At 35.1% G+C, this 17,529-nt stretch carries 14 protein-coding genes; 5 read left to right on the plus strand and 9 right to left on the minus strand.

All coding sequences use genetic code 11. From position 1 onward, the window contains the following. Positions 1-5: 5 nt before the first annotated feature. Entirely contained in the window at positions 6-569 is a 564-nt protein-coding gene (orn, locus tag ACYIAL_RS09890) for an oligoribonuclease (RefSeq protein WP_065638472.1), read from the minus strand. A gap of 79 nt (positions 570-648) precedes the next feature. On the opposite strand from orn, the gene rsgA reads away from it, so the two are divergent. Then, positions 649-1,677 (plus strand): small ribosomal subunit biogenesis GTPase RsgA, encoded by a 1,029-nt coding sequence (rsgA, locus tag ACYIAL_RS09895; protein WP_174797732.1) that lies wholly within the window; start codon positions 649-651, stop codon positions 1,675-1,677. 137 nt (positions 1,678-1,814) lie between these two features. On the opposite strand, the gene ACYIAL_RS09900 is transcribed toward rsgA, so the two are convergent. Next, positions 1,815-2,360: an HdeD family acid-resistance protein gene (locus tag ACYIAL_RS09900; protein ID WP_174797733.1), complete on the minus strand. Its 546-nt coding sequence runs from the start codon at positions 2,358-2,360 to the stop codon at positions 1,815-1,817. 192 nt (positions 2,361-2,552) lie between these two features. Beyond that, positions 2,553-4,226, minus strand: coding sequence for a C4-dicarboxylic acid transporter DauA (dauA, locus tag ACYIAL_RS09905; protein WP_174797734.1), 1,674 nt, complete (start codon positions 4,224-4,226; stop codon positions 2,553-2,555). A 435-nt stretch (positions 4,227-4,661) separates the two neighbouring features. Between dauA and plsB the strand changes: the two genes are divergently transcribed. The 4 genes from plsB to ACYIAL_RS09925 all read left to right on the plus strand — a co-directional run bounded on the left by plsB (position 4,662) and on the right by ACYIAL_RS09925 (position 8,793). Then, the gene (gene plsB / locus ACYIAL_RS09910) at positions 4,662-7,079 is read left to right on the plus strand and encodes a glycerol-3-phosphate 1-O-acyltransferase PlsB (RefSeq protein WP_174797735.1); all 2,418 of its coding nucleotides are present in this window, start codon (positions 4,662-4,664) and stop codon (positions 7,077-7,079) included. Positions 7,080-7,174: 95 nt separating this feature from the next. Then, entirely contained in the window at positions 7,175-7,699 is a 525-nt protein-coding gene (locus tag ACYIAL_RS09915) for an SMI1/KNR4 family protein (RefSeq protein WP_174797736.1), read from the plus strand. Between the two features lie 89 nt (positions 7,700-7,788). Further along, positions 7,789-8,274 carry a CPCC family cysteine-rich protein gene (locus ACYIAL_RS09920; RefSeq protein WP_174797737.1) on the plus strand — a complete coding sequence of 162 codons (486 nt, stop codon included), beginning with the start codon at positions 7,789-7,791 and terminating at the stop codon, positions 8,272-8,274. 210 nt (positions 8,275-8,484) lie between these two features. Further along, positions 8,485-8,793, plus strand: coding sequence for a hypothetical protein (locus ACYIAL_RS09925; RefSeq protein ID WP_483748476.1), 309 nt, complete (start codon positions 8,485-8,487; stop codon positions 8,791-8,793). Positions 8,794-8,888: 95 nt separating this feature from the next. Here the strand turns inward: ACYIAL_RS09925 and ubiA are convergent, their stop codons facing one another. The 6 genes from ubiA to ACYIAL_RS09955 form a co-directional block, all read right to left on the minus strand. Continuing rightward, positions 8,889-9,716: a 4-hydroxybenzoate octaprenyltransferase gene (ubiA, locus tag ACYIAL_RS09930; protein ID WP_483751587.1), complete on the minus strand. Its 828-nt coding sequence runs from the start codon at positions 9,714-9,716 to the stop codon at positions 8,889-8,891. Between the two features lie 155 nt (positions 9,717-9,871). Then, positions 9,872-10,429 (minus strand): TorD/DmsD family molecular chaperone, encoded by a 558-nt coding sequence (locus tag ACYIAL_RS09935; RefSeq protein WP_483748474.1) that lies wholly within the window; start codon positions 10,427-10,429, stop codon positions 9,872-9,874. A gap of 82 nt (positions 10,430-10,511) precedes the next feature. Beyond that, positions 10,512-11,126 (minus strand): DMSO/selenate family reductase complex B subunit, encoded by a 615-nt coding sequence (locus ACYIAL_RS09940; RefSeq protein WP_483751588.1) that lies wholly within the window; start codon positions 11,124-11,126, stop codon positions 10,512-10,514. Between the two features lie 16 nt (positions 11,127-11,142). After that, a complete protein-coding gene (locus ACYIAL_RS09945) occupies positions 11,143-13,584 on the minus strand; it encodes a DMSO/selenate family reductase complex A subunit (protein WP_483751589.1) in 2,442 nt (813 codons plus the stop codon). A gap of 360 nt (positions 13,585-13,944) precedes the next feature. Next, positions 13,945-15,294 (minus strand): hypothetical protein, encoded by a 1,350-nt coding sequence (locus tag ACYIAL_RS09950; protein ID WP_174797742.1) that lies wholly within the window; start codon positions 15,292-15,294, stop codon positions 13,945-13,947. Positions 15,295-15,826: 532 nt separating this feature from the next. Further along, positions 15,827-17,176 carry a hypothetical protein gene (locus ACYIAL_RS09955; protein ID WP_483751590.1) on the minus strand — a complete coding sequence of 450 codons (1,350 nt, stop codon included), beginning with the start codon at positions 17,174-17,176 and terminating at the stop codon, positions 15,827-15,829. Positions 17,177-17,529 lie beyond the last annotated feature (353 nt).

Here is a 17,529-nt window from a genome sequence, read left to right on the forward strand (position 1 = left end):
GCTAATTATTTGGTTAGATCAAAAAAATGTTCGCGGTAATAAACCAGTTCGGCAATCGAATCACGAATATCATCAAGCGCTTGGTGCGAACTCTGTTTGCTAATCCCTTTTAACATTTCAGGTTTCCAGCGTTTAGCTAATTCTTTAATTGTACTAACATCTAAATAACGATAATGAAAATAACGTTCTAAATTAGGCATATAGTTAAATAAAAAACGACGATCTTGCCCAATAGTATTACCACAAATTGGTGAGCTGTTTTCAGGTACCCATTGTTTTAAAAATTCGATGGTTTGTTGTTCGGCTTGTTGTTCGCTAATAGTACTTGTACGAACGCGCTCAATAAGTCCTGATTTGCCGTGGGTATTTTGATTCCACTCATCCATTAATGCTAATTGCTCATCAGATTGATGAACGGCAATTACAGGTCCTTCAGCAAGGATATTTAAATTAGAATCGGTAACAATGGTTGCAATTTCAATAATGCGATCAGTGGTTGGATTAAGTCCTGTCATTTCAAGATCAATCCAAATAAGATTGCTACTGTTAATTTGTGGTTGTTTGCTCATAATTTGCGATAGACATTTTCTTTTTGATACTGAGTAGTGTAGCATAACTGACAATCTGTTTTAGTAAAAAATGAGTGCTATGGCAAAAAATCAACTCTCCCAAAATCAAAAAAGGCGCGTAGCGGCAAAACACCAGCAACGATTAGCTATAAAACAAGATGAAAGTCTATCAAATTTTTCATCCCCTCGTGATGGTGTTGTGATAAGTCGTTTTGGTAAATCGGCTGATGTCGAAGATGATGCAGGCCTGATTTATCGTTGTAGTATTCGGCGCACGTTACCGTCGTTAGTCACTGGCGATAAAGTTTTGTGGCGCGAAAGTTTAGAGCCGAACACCAATGGTATTATTGAAGCGGTTCATCCTCGGCATTCTGAACTTGTTCGGCCTGATTTTTATGATGGTGTTAAACCCGTTGCCGCAAATGTTGATCAAATCGTGATTATTTCGGCTGTCTTGCCAGAACTATCACTAAATATTATCGATCGCTATTTAGTGGCTTGTGAAAGTACTGATATACAACCCATTATTGTTTTAAACAAAATTGATTTACTCAATGATCAGCAACGCGCTAATGTTGAAAAACAATTGGCGATTTATACTCATATTGGTTATCAATTATTATATGTTTCATGCCAAAATCAACAAGGTATTGCGGTATTGCAAGATGCCTTGCAAGGTAAGGTTTCTATTTTAGTTGGGCAGTCAGGCGTAGGTAAATCAAGTATTATTAATTTACTGTTACCTCATCAATCACAATCAGCGATGACTGGAGGTATTTCAGAAATATCAGGTCTTGGTCAACATACAACCACATCCTCTCGGCTTTACCACTTACCAAATGGTGGCGATATTATTGACTCACCAGGGATCCGCGAATTTGGCTTATGGCATTTAGAGCCAGAACAGGTAATTAGGGGGTTTAAAGAATTTGACAATTATTTAGGTGGTTGCCACTTTCGTGATTGTAATCACCTTGATACGCCAGGTTGTTTGCTACAAAAAGCAATGCAAGACGGTCAAATTGCCCCATCAAGGCTTGATAACTATCATCGAATTTTACAGACAATGCAAGAAGTAAAGGCAAAAACGAATAAAAGCTATAAATAATATAAATAATGAGCTTTAAACAAAATTAAAAAATTTAATTTTAGTTGGTTTAGTAATGATAGGCTCGAATATTATTTGTTGCTACTCACAATTTGTGAAATTTAAATTGGGAGTAGCAAAATAAAAAATATTAGGTATTAACGATTTTTTAGTGCAAAGCCGATAACGACATATGCCCAACCTTGGAAAATAAGATCAATACCTAAAAACATACCTAATATCCAAAGACTGTCATACGGCCAACCTGCAATAATCATAAATCCTAAAATTAATGTAATAATCCCAGAGGTTAAAACCCATCCCCACCGAGGTAAATTGCGGTTATTTAGAGCCGCAAATATTTGGGTAAAGCCGCCCATAATTAACAAGAACGACATCACTAATGTTAAGGCAGATGAAACAGCAACGGGTTGGAAAAATGACATTAATCCAATAAAAATATATAAAATTCCCATTACTGCCCATAAGGCTGATTGACCAAAACTTTTGATGCTAAAAGAATGTAGTGCTTGGGCAATACCTGCAATGAGAATTAATGTACCAATAAAATAGATAGAAAAAACGGTTGCAATGAACTGATAACCTAATGCTAAGCACCCTAATACAATTAAAATAACACCGACTAAAATAAACCAGCTTGATTTTTCTTTAAGAGCGTGGAACTTGTGTTCGTTAGATATCATGTTATTTACCTATTTTTATGAGTTAATTTTGGATTTCAAATGCAAACCACTGCAAAGACCTTAGTCTGTTAACAGCGATGAGTAAATGAAAAGAAAGGTCATGAAGGTACAATTTATTGCACAGTAATGCGTTTTTATGCAAACTTTCACTGTGCATATAAATTAGTCAATATAATAAAACTAAATTGAGAATTAACTTTTATCTTTCAGTGCTTCGTCTAGCGTCGAATAGAACATGAGTTTATTAGAAATTGGAACAATTTTGGCGCGAGCTAATGTTTTTAATGGTTGAAATTGTAATTCACAAATTGATAAATCAACATGTTCAGGTAGTTCATCGATAAAATGTATTAAAGCATTAAGTCCACCAGCATCAAGAATAGGTACTGCATCCCATTGTAGCACTATGTGCTTATATCCATTAATCTTTTGATAGATCTCTAAAAATGTGCGTTCAGCAGCAGCAAAAAACAGTGGCCCATTAATACGTAACACTAAAGTTTTATCGTCACTGCGATTTAGCTCAACTAAGCGAGTCATTCGAGCAATACGGCGCATAAATAGAATTGATGCAAGCACAATCCCGAGTGTAATTGCAATCACCATATCAAATAGAACTGTGAGCGACATGCAAATAAGCATAATCAATATATCATCTTTTGGCGCACATTTAATAATATAAATGACGCGTTGAACCGCGCTCATATTCCATGCGACGATAAGTAACAATGCAGCCATTGCAGAAAGTGGGATAAACGATAATGCAGGTGCAAAGCAAATTAGTGCAAGTAACACAACGAGTGAATGCAAAACGGCAGCAATCGGCGATGTTGCACCGGCTTTGACATTTGCCGCCGACCGCGCGATAGCTGCTGTTGCTGAAATGCCACCAAAAAAGGGCGCAATAATATTTCCTAAACCTTGACCAATAAGTTCGCTATTTGAGTGATGTTTGGTATGCGTCATTTCATCTAATACGACAGCACACAATAGCGATTCAATTGCGCATAACATTGCCATGGTTAACGAAATCGGTAATAAGGCGGTCAGTGTTGACCAATCCCAATTAAATTCAGCATGCTGCCAAGGTAAAATAAATTCTGGTAATACAGAGGGTATGCCATGACCTATTGTATTATCGGCTAGCGTATAGGTAAATCGTGAACCAATGGTTTCAATTTGATAACCAAATTGATTAAAAATAAACATGACAGCAATGCCAGCAACCAGTGCCGGTAAGTGCCCCGATATTTTGACTTTAAGTTTTGGCCATACAATTAACACTATCAGTGTTACTGTTCCGACTATAGTGTCAGCAATATTTATGGTGGGTAGTGTTTTCGTTAACTCAATAACTTTTTCAATATAGCGCTCTGGCATATGCTCAAGCGTTAAGCCAAAGAAATCTTTAATTTGCATGGTTGCTATAGTTATGGCAATACCTGATGTGAAACCTAATACCACGGGTAATGGAATGTATTCGATTAATCGCCCTAGTCGAATCAATCCCATTAATACAAGAAATATGCCAGACAGTAATGTTGCAACGAGTAATCCAGATAATCCATATTGTAACGATACCGGGTATAAAATAACCACAAATGCTGCAGTAGGACCTGAAACGCTAAAACGTGATCCGCCCGTTAATGCGATCACAAAGCCCGCTATAATTGCGGTGTATAGACCATACTGTGGTGGTACGCCACTAGCAATTGCTAGCGCCATTGCTAGTGGTATAGCAATAATACCGACAGTTATTCCCGCTATTAAATCCTTGATAAAACGAGTTGTGTTATAAGGGGTGTTTATACATGCTGATATAAATGCACAGCTAATTTTGGTGCTAGAAAGGCCATATAATTTCATTGTTTTTAATCAATTAGAGGGAAGTTATCTTGGGTGTCTAATAAGATAATCTTTTTTACAAAAAATAAAAGAGTGTTATAAAAATAAACACCTTTTTGTAAAGATGTTTATGTAGGCAAGGATTAATCAACTCATTATCTAATCAATATTACAGGATTAATATTGAAGATAAAAGCCAAGTAGATTCGTGGCGTTGATAGCAATAAAACGTTATAATCTGTTTTTTATTTACCTAAAATTACATGGACTAAAGATTGTGCAAATTTGTTAACGGTCAAACGGTAACAAGTATATACTTAATTCATTGCTCTTTTTAATACATAAAAACACTATCTAGCTTTACAAGCAAAACTTTTATTTTTGTTTGGTTGATGGGTTAAATAATTAAAATTAGTTAGGTATATCAATAACGCAAAAGTATGAGGTTTATTTTTTATGTTTTCTTGGTGGACTAAAGTTTATTTTTTTCTTATCCAAATCTTGGTCAAACTTTTTGTTAAAAGTAAACCGATTCCTACCGATCCAATAACAGAATTAGACCTTGATACCGACAGACCAATTTTATATGTGTTACCTTATAACTCTCAAATTGATTTGATGGTCATTCGTTCTCTTTGTTTACAATATAATTTACCTGATCCATTAGTTGGCATTGATATCAATGGTAAAAACATTCCTGCTTATCTCTATATTGATAAAGGGCCAGGTATTTTTGCCTCTAATCAACAAAAAAACAAAGCGATTGAAATTTTAAGAGATTATATTTCGGCACATCAACAAAATCATGATCTTGATATCCAAATGTTACCTGTTTCGGTAATGTTTGGGCGTCGTCCCGATATTGAAGGGAAAAAAAAGTTATCACTACAAGTGCTTGGTGCAACCAGTAAGTTTTTTAAAATAATTACGCTAGGCAGAGACTGTTATACGCGATTTTCTCGCACGGTTTCATTTAAAGATATTCATGTGGATAAACAGCAAGATCTTCCTGTTTTAGCACATAAATTAGCACGTGTTGCACGGATTCATTTTGCAAAACAGCGCATGGCCTCAATTGGCCCTAAACTTCCTGTTCGTCAAGCAATGTTAAATAATTTACTCAAAAAACAAGTACTTTCTGAAGCTATACAAGAAGAAGCCAAAAGTAAAAATGTGAGTCTTGATAAAGCCCAAAAAAATGCATTAGTCATTTTAAATGAAATTGCGGCTAATTTTTCTTATCGTATGCTAAGAGTTACAGATTTTGTCCTCACTTGGGCGTGGAATAGGCTTTATCAAGGGTTAAAAGTGACAAATGCTGATCCTGTTCGTGAGTTAGCGCAAAATGGTCATGAAATTGTCTATGCCCCTTGTCACCGTAGCCATATGGACTACTTATTATTATCTTATGTACTTTATCGACAAGGGCTAGTCCCGCCCCATATTGCAGCTGGCATTAACTTGAACTTTTGGCCCGCAGGTCCTATTTTTAGGCGATTAGGTGCATTTTTTATTCGCCGCTCATTCAGAGGTAATAAACTCTATACTTCGGTTTTTAGAGAATATTTAGCTGAACTTTTTATCCGCGGTTATGCTGTTGAATATTTTGTTGAAGGTGGGCGATCACGTACCGGTCGGTTACTCGATCCTAAAACAGGCATGTTAATGATGACAATTCAAACATTATTACGAGGTGATGCAAGACCAATTACTGTTGTGCCCGTTTATATTGGTTATGAGCATGTACTAGAAGTTGCTACCTATGCTAATGAATTACGAGGAGCAAAAAAAGAAAAAGAGAGTTTATGGCGTACTATAAAAGCATTTTTAAAACTAAAAAAATTGGGGTTTGGTTATGTCAATTTTGGTCAACCGATACCGTTAAACCAATTTTTGAACCAACATATACCAGAATGGCGAGATGCTATCGAACCAACCGGCACCCAACGCCCACAATGGTTGACACCAACAACTAACTTACTTGCTAAGCAAATTATGGAGCATATTAATTCATCAGCGGCAATCAACGCGATGAATTTATGTTGTTCAATATTATTAGCGGCAGATCAACGAGCGCTAACTAAAGTTAGGTTAATTGAACAGATAGATCATTTGTTAAAATTATTAAAAAGTATTCCTTATTCAGATTTGATAACTATTCCAGATCAAACACCAGAAGAATTGTATGAACATGCCAAAGAAATGGGGAAATTTGTTATCACAACAGATGAAGCTGGCGAAATCGTCGGTCTTACTTCCGAACAAGCGGTTTTAATGACTTATTATCGAAATAATATTCAGCATTTGCTGATTATTCCTGCTATCGTGGCGAGAATTTTACTCAAACATAATCGAATTTCATCTACTGAAGTGCTAGAACAGGTAAAACTAATTTTTCCTTTAATCAAATCAGAACTATTTGTTTATCATAATGCAGAACAACTTACTGAATATGTGAATAAAATTATTAAAACGTATGCCGAATTAAACCTCATCAGCTATTCACCAGATAAATTAACATTGAATTATTTAAAAATGTCGGATTTACAGTTAATTGCGTCATCATCTAAAGATACATTGCAACGTTATGCCATTGCGTTTTCTTTATTGCAAAAAGATCCAACGATTAGCCGTGCGACACTAGAAAAAGAGGCGAGACTCATTGCTGAGAGGTTATCTGTTTTGCATGGTATTAATGCTCCGGAATTCTTCGACAAAGGTGTCTTTTCAACATTAGTTGCATCACTACGAGAGCAAGGTTATTTAGATGACCAGAATGATACCAACTTAGCAAAAATTGAAACCATGAATACAATACTTAAGCCTTTAATTACAGCACGAGTAATGCAAACTATCGATGAAATCAATTTATAACTCAAATAATAAAAAGTGCATGATGAAGCTATTAAATAAAAAAATAATAAGTCATGCTTTTTAGTTGATACGGTTTTGGTGAAAAGAAAAAACAGATGGTATTGAAACTAGAAGAAACACAACAGCAATTAACTGATGAAGAACTCAACGAATTTAGTCAATTAGTTGGGAATAAAATTCCCGATGATTTTATCAGCTTTTACCGCCAATTTAACGGAGGAACTTTTATACAAGTTGATAGTAAAATGAGTAATTATGTTGATGACAAGTTTTTGATTAATTTTTTTAGCATAAAATATGGCCTTACAATAGAAAATATTTATGCGCAGTTTAGGCGAGATTTTCCGCAGCTACAAGATATGCTACCTTTTGCTTCTGATCTAAACTTGAATTGTTACCTGCTTTCATTAAGGCCTCAAGATAATGGTTGTGTTTACTACTGGTCAGTCGTAGAGCAAGAATTAACATTGCAATTTGATTCATTTAACCGTTTTATTTTATTTTTGGATGAGGTATTACAGTCTCTTGACAAAAAATATAAGAAAAATCGCCAGCTAGATATTGTTATATGGAGTTGGGTTATAGTTTCAATTGTGCTTTACATTTATTTCAAAAAATGACCGTTTGTGGTAATTATATTCTTTCTAAATAGGTAATTAGCACTATAGCGTTCATTTAATTATGAGCTTAATAGAGACATAGCAGTATTATGTGTATATCTTTTTTGCGTGATGAGGTCATCAATTTTTTAAGTTATCATGCGTTATTTAGTTTAAGCTTACAAGCTAGAACAACGTATTTATTTGAAAATGGCATGATAAACCAGCAATCTTGCGAGCATGCTAAACAAGCAATATTTAATAATGATATTCTTGATAATTATAAACCCTCACCGTTATTCAAAAATCGTTATCTCGAAACAAAAATCGAGCAAATTACCGGTAATAAAATCAAGATTATTGATCATCCAGATAGTGAAATATCAGGGGTAGCTTGTGTTTGTTGCCAATTTATGGTGTTCGAAAGCGCTGAAGATGCTCTTTTTGAACTATGCCCTGTTTGCAATTGGCAGGTGGATAAATTGGATAAAAATGGTTATAGCAAATTAAACAAAAGTTACTTAACAGATTATAAAAATAATATCGTCACAAAAGAAATGATTGAGCAATTTAGTGATATATTTATAAGAAGGTAGACACCTACCACTTAAAATTGAAGCAAGTGTAATTTTCTATATAAATTTTCCTCTCACAATGGGAGTATGTAAGATCTGTCTTTTTTAAACACAAAAGAATCTTTATGGCTAAGTAAAATTTGATAATTTATTATTAAGAAGCCCTTTAAATAAATTGGTACACATATTGAAAAATAAAAGAATAACAAATAACTAAATAGGAATCTAAAAATGCAACGTTCGACAGTTAATGTCAAAATTTATTGGCGATCTATACAACAAGGTGGAAAACAAACGCTTCCCATAAATACAAAATACTATCCGATCACTGAACCGCTTAAAGATAAGCAGGGTGATATGACAAGTTGGTCATTGGTAATAAATGTTAAAAATAATGAGAACATTAATACTCACGAAAGAATAGGTTTTGGGGAAGCTTATTTTTTAATGGAAAATGCGCCCAGTTATTTACTCAACAAAGGGTTTAAAATAATTATTTATGAGGGACCTAAACAAGTAGCAACTGTTGAAGTGCTTTAATTATTTTTTTAATAGCAAAAGGGAGCCCTAAATAAAATTTTATCATGGCGATATTTATACCAATCAATCTATAACCTCACAAATACCTTTAATTTTTAAGCAAAAAACAGACCTAAAAACACGATAAAACCCACATAATTATTATTCATAAACGCGTTGAAACATCTGTTTCGAACTCGATCTTTTATTAGCCATTGTTGGTAAATAAATAGTGCTGTGGCTAGTAATAAAGCAATATAGAAGATCTGTGATAACTGATTAGTTAAACCAATAAATAATAAACCAATAACTGAAACTATCTGCAATAATCCAATGATTAATTTGTCATAACATCCAAATAAGATGGCGGTGGATTTGATGCCAATTTTTACATCGTCATTGCGATCGACCATGGCATATTCAGTGTCATAAGCAATTGTCCAACATATATTGGTGAAGAAAAGCAACCAACAGGTTAACGGAAACTGCTCAATGGTTGCCGCATATACCATCGGAATGCTCCAACTAAATGCAATGCCTAATATGACTTGTGGTAAATGGGTATAACGCTTCATAAAAGGATAAATAAGTGCGGTTAATAATGCAAAACAGGCAATCAACCAAGAGAGTTTATTTAAAGTTAATAATAAACAAAGGGCGATAAATAATAATATAAATAAGGTCAATAATGCGTTTTTTTCGGTCAATGCACCACGGGCAAGGGGGCGATTTTTTGTCCGTTCAACGTGTGCATCAAAACGGCGATCGGCATAATCATTGACTACACAGCCAGCTGCACGCATAACAAATACACCTAAAATAAAAATGAGCGTGATATAAGTATAAGGTAAGCCAGTAAGCCAAATTGCCCAGAGTGTAGGCCAAAGTAGTAATAAGGTGCCAATTGGTTTGTCTAACCGCATTAATTGTATATAAGCTAACATCAATATTATTTACCTTAAAAATCAGAGGAGGCATTATACCGATTACGATAAAAGCTGCAATATTATGATATCGTAGGTTATCTCTTATAACGAAACAAAATGAATATTTGAATAAAATAACTAGCTTTTGATCAATGAGCATGCATATTATGTCATTAAAGCATCTGTAAATATTGATCAACAATCTCCGCTAAAGCTTGATAAAACGGGCTAACCCTGTTTTGCTTTAGCTTTTTTAGATAGGCAGAAGACCAAATCATCAAATGTTCATTGATTAATTGTTTTGCCACTACAGCGTTATTATTTTCAAGCAACATGGCATAGGCCATTAGCATTAATCCAAATTGATCTTCTGGCTCATTTATGCCTGTATTGAGTGTCAAACCATGTTGTTGCAAAAATTTACGATAGTATGCTTGTGATTCACTTAGCAATAGGTGTTCTTTATCGAGGTAAAATGAACCCCACGGCGGTGCCGGCATCGTTCCTTGACCTTCAAATAGTAATGAAAATTGATAGTTAAGTTCAGGATCATCCATATGATTAGCCAATATACTACACTGCTTATCAATAAAAGCAGGATCTGGCCACTTAACCAAATGGTTAATATGTAATAATGCCTGCATTAATGGCGTAGTAACGTTACTATTTGGTGGATAATAAAAAAAAGCACCAAGTAGCTTTGCTAATGTGATAGAAGCGATTTTATTCAAAGAAATATCTCCTCAAAACTATGTCATTAGTTAATTGTTCTAAAACCGTAAAAAAACACTAGTGGTAAGTTGCGCATATTACTTATAACTCCTCAGGATTGAGTACTTTACCTAAAGTATTGCCAGACGCCTTGGCTTGCGCATGGGGTTTTATCACTATATTGGGTTTAGTGAGTTGCGAACTTGGTAGTGGTGCAATATCACATTCATGACCATGATGCTGACGTAGTTTGTCAATTTCGTCAAAATCTAAGGCTCTTTGTGGACACGATTCAACGCAAACAGGTTTTAATCCCTCAGCAACACGTTCATAGCAGCCATCACATTTTGACATGACCTGTTTTTGATGATCAAATTGCGGTGCACCATAAGGGCAATGGGTTTCACAATTTCGACAACCGATGCAAATATCTTGATTAACAACAACTAAGCCATCTTGTGATCGTTTATGCATTGCACCTGTAGGGCAACCCTGTACACAAGCAGGCTCTTGGCAATGATTACATGAGATGGATAAATAGTAGGTAAAAGTATCGTTTTGCCACATACCATCAACTTGCTGCCAAGTACCTCCGCCATACTCGTAAACACGGCGAAAATGAACACCTAATGCATTATCTTTTTCGTCTTTACAACTGAGTTGGCAAGTTTTGCAACCGGTGCATTTTGAAGAATCAATATAAAATCCATATTGCATTTTTATTATCCGTTGTTTAATTTATGATGTTTAATAATGGTTTGACTTCAACCAAATTGGTATGCTGGGGATTCGCTTTTGCAAGTACTGTTGGACGCAATGATGTTAAGCGATTAATACAACCGCCAATATCAATCCCTATCTCATTGGTTTTTGCCCACATCCCTTGCGGAATAGCAATGACACCCGGTAATATTCTGGGTGTGACTTTAGCAGGGATAGAAAGCCGACCGCGGTCATTATAAACCTCAACTAACTGGCCATGTTTTATTTGCCTTTGCTCAGCATCTAATGGATTAATCCAAAGACTATTAGCAACCGCTTCGCGCAGTTGCGGTAAATTACTGTAACTGGAATGGCATTGCCCTTTGGTATGAAAACCGATAAGTTGCAACGGATATTTTTTACGTTTGAGTTTATCTTCACTGCCTTCAATCGCAGGTAAATACGCCGGAATGGGGTAGAGTATATCGTCTACATCAAGTTCCCATTCATTGGCTATGTTAGCTAGCGCTTCAGAATAGATCTCAATTTTTCCGGACGGCGTATTTAATGGATTTTTAATTGGATCATCTCTAAAGGCTTTTAATCCAATTTGAGTATCACTATCAGCAAGTTTACGATCAATTACTCCCATACCGTCAGTATCGGCAAAAGGGGGTAAATGAGGTTCACGTTTTCGTAACTGCTCATAACAATACGCTATCCACTCATCTTGACTACGGTTTTCGGTAAATTTATCTTTTACGCCCATTTTCTCGGACAGTTCGGTTAACACATCATACGCTGATCGGTTTTCCCAAAGTGGCTTAATTGCGCGTTGCATACGAATAAGATAGCTATACGCACCAGATGAATAAGAATTATTAATTAAATCAGTATTTTCAACTGATGAAACATCCGGTAATAATAAATCGGCATATTTGGCTGATGCGGTCATATGCGTATCCCAAACAACAATAAATTCACATTTAGACTCATCTTGTAAAATTTGATGGGTATAATTAAGATCCGAATGCTGATTTCCCATTACATTACCGGCGTAATTCCAGATAAATTTAATACCAACATCCAGCTTATCTTTACCTTTTAGGTAAGCATTTTTAGCTGTCATGTTTGGGCCGTCTGCAATTGCTTTCGTCCACAAAAAGAAAGGTATGCTAGTTTTTACTGGATTTGGCAAATTAAAGCTAGGTATCGGATAAACAATACTACCACCCCACGTGCCGATATTGGTACCCGGCTTACCAAATTGACCGGTTATAATGGGTAAAATCATAATAGCTCGAGCGGTATGTTCGCCATTTTGCCAACGCTGTACACCATAACCTTGCGAAATCCAAGCTGCCTTAGCATTGATAATCTCCATCGCTAATTTACGAATTTGTACAGCCGGAATACCGGTTTTTTTAGCTGCCCATTCTGGTGTTTTAGGCATTCTGTCATAGCCTAATCCTAAAAGGTAAGATTTATAATCACTATAAGGTGGCGCACTATCAGGCAAAGAATCGGCACTCCAACCAATACAATATTGATTAAGCATGTTTTCATCAATGCGATCTTGCTCAAGTAATGTATAGCCAATTGCGGCAACTAATGCGGCATCGGTACCGGGAATAATTGGGATCCACTCGGCATTATAAGCCACCACGCTTTCGCTATGACGCGGATCAATAATAATCACCCGTGCGTTGCTCTGTTCTAATGCATGAAAAAGCTCTGTAACTTGCCCTCCACCTGACATTCGGGTTTCGGCAATATTATGCCCAAACATCACAACTAAATCGGAATGCTTTATTTGATCAAGCAAAGAATCCTTAGCATTACCAAAAATATAAGGTCGAATAGCCGAAATTTGCCCACTGGAATAATCACCATGATAATTTAAAAAACCACCAATCGTACTTAAAAAACGCTGACATGCATTACGACCTGAAAGATTAGCGCCAGTTGTTCCTGAACCATATTGGTAATAAATTGCCTCGTTGCCATACCGATTAATAGTATATTTCAATTTATCTGCCAGTAAATTAATCGCCTCGCTCCATGAAATACGTTTAAATTTACCTTCACCACGTTGACCAATGCGTAGCATAGGATATTTTAAACGATCTGGATCATAAGTTCGCCAACGAACAGATCTACCGCGAAGGCAAGGGCGGATTTGATGTAAACCAAAAACGGCATCATTTACCCCATCTTCTGACGCTATTTTAGTAATAATATCGTTTTTAACATGGACTTTTAAAGGACAGCGACTACCGCAGTTAACTAAACACGCACTATAAACAATTTTTTCTTCATCGGTGGGATTTGAAATTGTACTATTAGCATTAGTACTTGGTTCAACGTAGGAAAAAGGTAATTGTATATTATTAGTCAGGGCAGCTACATCATCAATTGTTATCGGTTTTTGTAAAAAATCGCATTTGCTTGTTTTATTCTGTAATTTACTCACATCATTCCCTAATGTTGATATGAAATTATGTTGATAATAATACTAAAAGATGAATAAACAAACTAAAAACGAAAAGTGCTATTAAATTAATCAAAATTCAATGGAGCAATGATTAAGTAGATAGGTTAGCAATATATAATGTCAATATTTTATCCACCACATTATAAATATTTTGATATCAAATTTTTTAAAAAAGTAAAATACTATGCCATTTGTTATCTAAGAAGTCACTATCAAAAATTTAATATTATAGGGACTTCTTTTTTATCTTTATTAACAAGCATTTTTAAATTTGCTGTATAAATCCAAAGGAACAAAATTTATTCACATTATTCTTATGTAAATAAATTTATTAAGCGTTTACCAAGCAACACAAGCAACCCTATCACTAGAATTATTCCAGAAGTGAATATCTACATCACCCAATCGAGCGAAAACATTGTATCTTCTACCTTCTTGAGAGACATCTGTTACCCAATAGTCACCTGAATCCCAACCTGCATCACGATAATCATAAATAATTCCCCATTCACTAAACAACCCTCCAACCCATTGAGAATTATTCCAATAACTAATTCTACGTTGATACGTATTTCCTTGTCCTGGCACCCCTAAATTCCAATCATAACCATTTGCATTTGTATAATCTTGTGCTGCAGGGACAAAATACGTTTGTGGTGAGGAAAGATTTTTACAAAACGAAACCGCATTATCGTAATGCTGACCTGTATCTCCTGATTTTACGATAAACCAACGATCTATTTTAAATTGATATATCAAGTTTTTTGCCATATCACGATAAAGTTCAAATCTTGCTGGTTTAAACATTTTATTCATCGAGTCTTTTGTTGGTCCTTTTAAGGTCACCCGAACAACATTTTCGTCTAATGCATTATTTTCAGCAGTTAATGACAGAGTAATCCCCATACCTGATACTGGCCTTACTATACTGCCATTGATAGCAATCATTTGTCTTGCAGTCATACCTGCAAGTATTAATTTAAAATATAAATTATTTGCTCCAGTTGTAGGGAAATTCTTTGATGCATCGCTAAGGCTTTGTAATTTAAATCCATCATTTTCACTCCACTGTTCTTTTGGACCCGCATATACGCCCGTACCATTGTTTAAATTAGGTTGAGCATAGCACACTAAAGGTATATCAATCTTTGGTTTAATGTAATATGAGTGGCTAGATCCAGAAAAATGGCTCCCTTTTGGTATACCATACGGTGTCCATAACTCAGCATCGGTTGCTGTTAATGTTAGTTTATAAGGTGCATTACAAATATTTAATAGTTTATTTGGGTGTGCTTTAACCTCATCAGTAATATCTTCGCCTTTTTTATTTTGCCACTTAATCGTTAAGCTACCTGTTGCATTCACACGCCCATCACCATCATCGTCTTTCCCATAATTATATGGTTCTCCAACCAACTCAGCTAGGTTAATGCGTGGGTAGTTTGCCACAGGTACTATTGTTTGCACACTCTCAAACGTATCAGCTTTATTCGGTAACTCAATAGGGTTGATTTCGCTTGAAAAATCTATTATACCACTAGGATATAACCCATTGTTTATACCCTGTGGAATATAGCTTTTATTATTTGATAACGTTATGCTTAACAATTCTTCTAAACTCTCTGTTTTCGTAATTCCACCATCCAAAGTTAAATACGGTGCACTACCATGTATGACTTGATTTGTCATTGTCGACAAGGCTATCGCATTATTAGCAGATAGAAGAAGATAAATACAAATAAATAGAGTTAAATGTAAAGAGAAAAATTTTAGAAATGAAAGATGACACTTATATGAGGTATAAAATAACTTTTTCAGACAATTGAAAAAAAGTTTTAAATAATTAAAAAGCGGCGATATTTGAGAAATTGAATGTTTTGGTTGTTGAAGAGTGTTATTAGACGACATTATACCGTTACCTATTCTATTTTATATAGTTTATGATTTTTTTTATTTTAAAAATAAATAGTTAAATTATTTTCAACCATTTGCTAATAATGTTTTTGTGGTGCTAATGTTAAAAAATATCACTTTTGAGTAGTAATACTGTTCTAATTTTAAACAAAAAGCAATGTTGTTTAAAGAAAAACCGCTTTTTTTTTGGTTAAGATTTGTAAAGATCTATTTATAAGATACTACTCAGATAATCCCAATCTTTATTAAAAATTGAGATTATCTATATGCAACCCATTTAATAACGGGTAATCTAACACGCGTTATTTTAAGGCGTTACACATGCTGCCACGGCGTAGGTGTAGATATTATTATTTGAGGTGGTAATATCTCCATATGGAGAGACTATATATCCGTCAGATGCCCAATATTGGTCATCGCTCCAATCGTCATTTCTATGGCGATTATTGTAGGTAAATTCTCCCCATTCATTAAATAAACCGCCTATCCACTTGTCATCAATTTTGTAACTTAGTTGTCTTAGGCTTTCATTTCCTTGTCCCGGCTCGCCCCACTGCCAAGAGGAGTTATTCGCATTGGTATAGTCCCCAACACTAGGTATACGATAATCGTTACCTAAACTATTACAGAATATTTCAGCTTCAGCATAAGAACCATCATTAGAATCATCTGGATTGGCAATATACCAGCGTTCTATTTTAAAGCTATAAAGCAATTTATTGTGGCTACCATCGGCGTAAAGCTTAAATAACGAGGGATTAAAACTTTTGTTACTCGAATCTTTATTTGGACCTTTTAATGTTATCTTTAATAGCTCTTGATTATAGCCATCCCATCCTTGACCTGTTTCTGTACTTAATAATAATGTCACAGATTGACCACCACTTACTGCTGACACTGTTGTACCATTCGCATCAATGATTTGCTTTGGTGTGATACCGCCTAACAGTAAACGGAAACTGAGTTCATTTGATCCCGTTGTCGGAAAGTTTTGCTTGGGGTCATCAATATTTTTCACCTGAAAGCCAAGACCTCTGCTCCAGTTTGTACCTTCCATACCATACAGAGCCGGAGGTTGTGCATAACAAACACGTACTTCATTTGTCACTTTAAACCTGTACAGTTGCCAAGCATTCGGTAAGATCCTTGTCCTTGGTACGCCATATTGAGTTGATAGTTGAGGGTTGGTTAAGTAAAGTTCTAACTGATAGGGGGCCGAGCAGGGGTCAAAATTACTTGTAGTATCTGTAATATAGTTATCATTTACATCATACCAAGCAAGTTCTAGAAGACCTGTTATACTGACATTCCCATCGCCATCATCATCTGACCAATAGCTATTTTCACCTATTAAATCGTTTAAATTAATACTTGAATCAGATAGAGGCACTAGTGTTTGGATACTATCAAAAGTGTTTGCATTGCTTGGCAACTCAATTGGTTCATACCCATTTATGACTACTTCAGCATTTGGATATAGATTTGACTTCCCACCATCTGGCACATATTCACGCCCATCAGGGAGTCTGATGCCGAATAACGCTTTAATATCGCTTTTGGTTGCACCACCATCAAAAGTAAGATAAGGTGCATGACCGTGTATCACATCTGCTGTTGTGGCCGATAACGCACCTGCATAATGACTACGGAATGTCATGAAAAATAGAATCGGTATAATATAATGTAATACTGGTTTTGTTTTACAATAATACCAATAAAAAAGGCAAAATATCGAAACGAAAAATAAAACGACCAAATGCTTATAATTGTGGCTTACTTGCCACGACAGGTAAGTGACTATTTCTAACATTATTCATTTCCTTTCCATATGCGGATTTTATTATTTATGTTTGTTTTTTATTAAAAAATCAAAATAAAATCATTAAGTAAACGCTAATAAACAATCAATATCAGGGTGAATTATAAACGATTTTGTGTTTTTAGTAATAAATTTTTATCTTACCTCCTTAAAAAATCGTATTATTTAGCTTACCTAATTAATAGCGGATC

This window comes from Gilliamella sp. X-57 (assembly GCF_057063565.1).

Coding starts and splice junctions, on each gene's coding strand:
- orn (WP_065638472.1), bottom strand. CDS start 569: ATGAGCAAACAACCACAAATTAACAGTAGCAATCTTATTTGGATTGAT.
- rsgA (WP_174797732.1), top strand. CDS start 649: ATGGCAAAAAATCAACTCTCCCAAAATCAAAAAAGGCGCGTAGCGGCA.
- ACYIAL_RS09900 (WP_174797733.1), bottom strand. CDS start 2,360: ATGATATCTAACGAACACAAGTTCCACGCTCTTAAAGAAAAATCAAGC.
- dauA (WP_174797734.1), bottom strand. CDS start 4,226: ATGAAATTATATGGCCTTTCTAGCACCAAAATTAGCTGTGCATTTATA.
- plsB (WP_174797735.1), top strand. CDS start 4,662: ATGTTTTCTTGGTGGACTAAAGTTTATTTTTTTCTTATCCAAATCTTG.
- ACYIAL_RS09915 (WP_174797736.1), top strand. CDS start 7,175: ATGGTATTGAAACTAGAAGAAACACAACAGCAATTAACTGATGAAGAA.
- ACYIAL_RS09920 (WP_174797737.1), top strand. CDS start 7,789: ATGTGTATATCTTTTTTGCGTGATGAGGTCATCAATTTTTTAAGTTAT.
- ACYIAL_RS09925 (WP_483748476.1), top strand. CDS start 8,485: ATGCAACGTTCGACAGTTAATGTCAAAATTTATTGGCGATCTATACAA.
- ubiA (WP_483751587.1), bottom strand. CDS start 9,716: ATGTTAGCTTATATACAATTAATGCGGTTAGACAAACCAATTGGCACC.
- ACYIAL_RS09940 (WP_483751588.1), bottom strand. CDS start 11,126: ATGCAATATGGATTTTATATTGATTCTTCAAAATGCACCGGTTGCAAA.
- ACYIAL_RS09950 (WP_174797742.1), bottom strand. CDS start 15,294: ATGACAAATCAAGTCATACATGGTAGTGCACCGTATTTAACTTTGGAT.
- ACYIAL_RS09955 (WP_483751590.1), bottom strand. CDS start 17,176: ATGACATTCCGTAGTCATTATGCAGGTGCGTTATCGGCCACAACAGCA.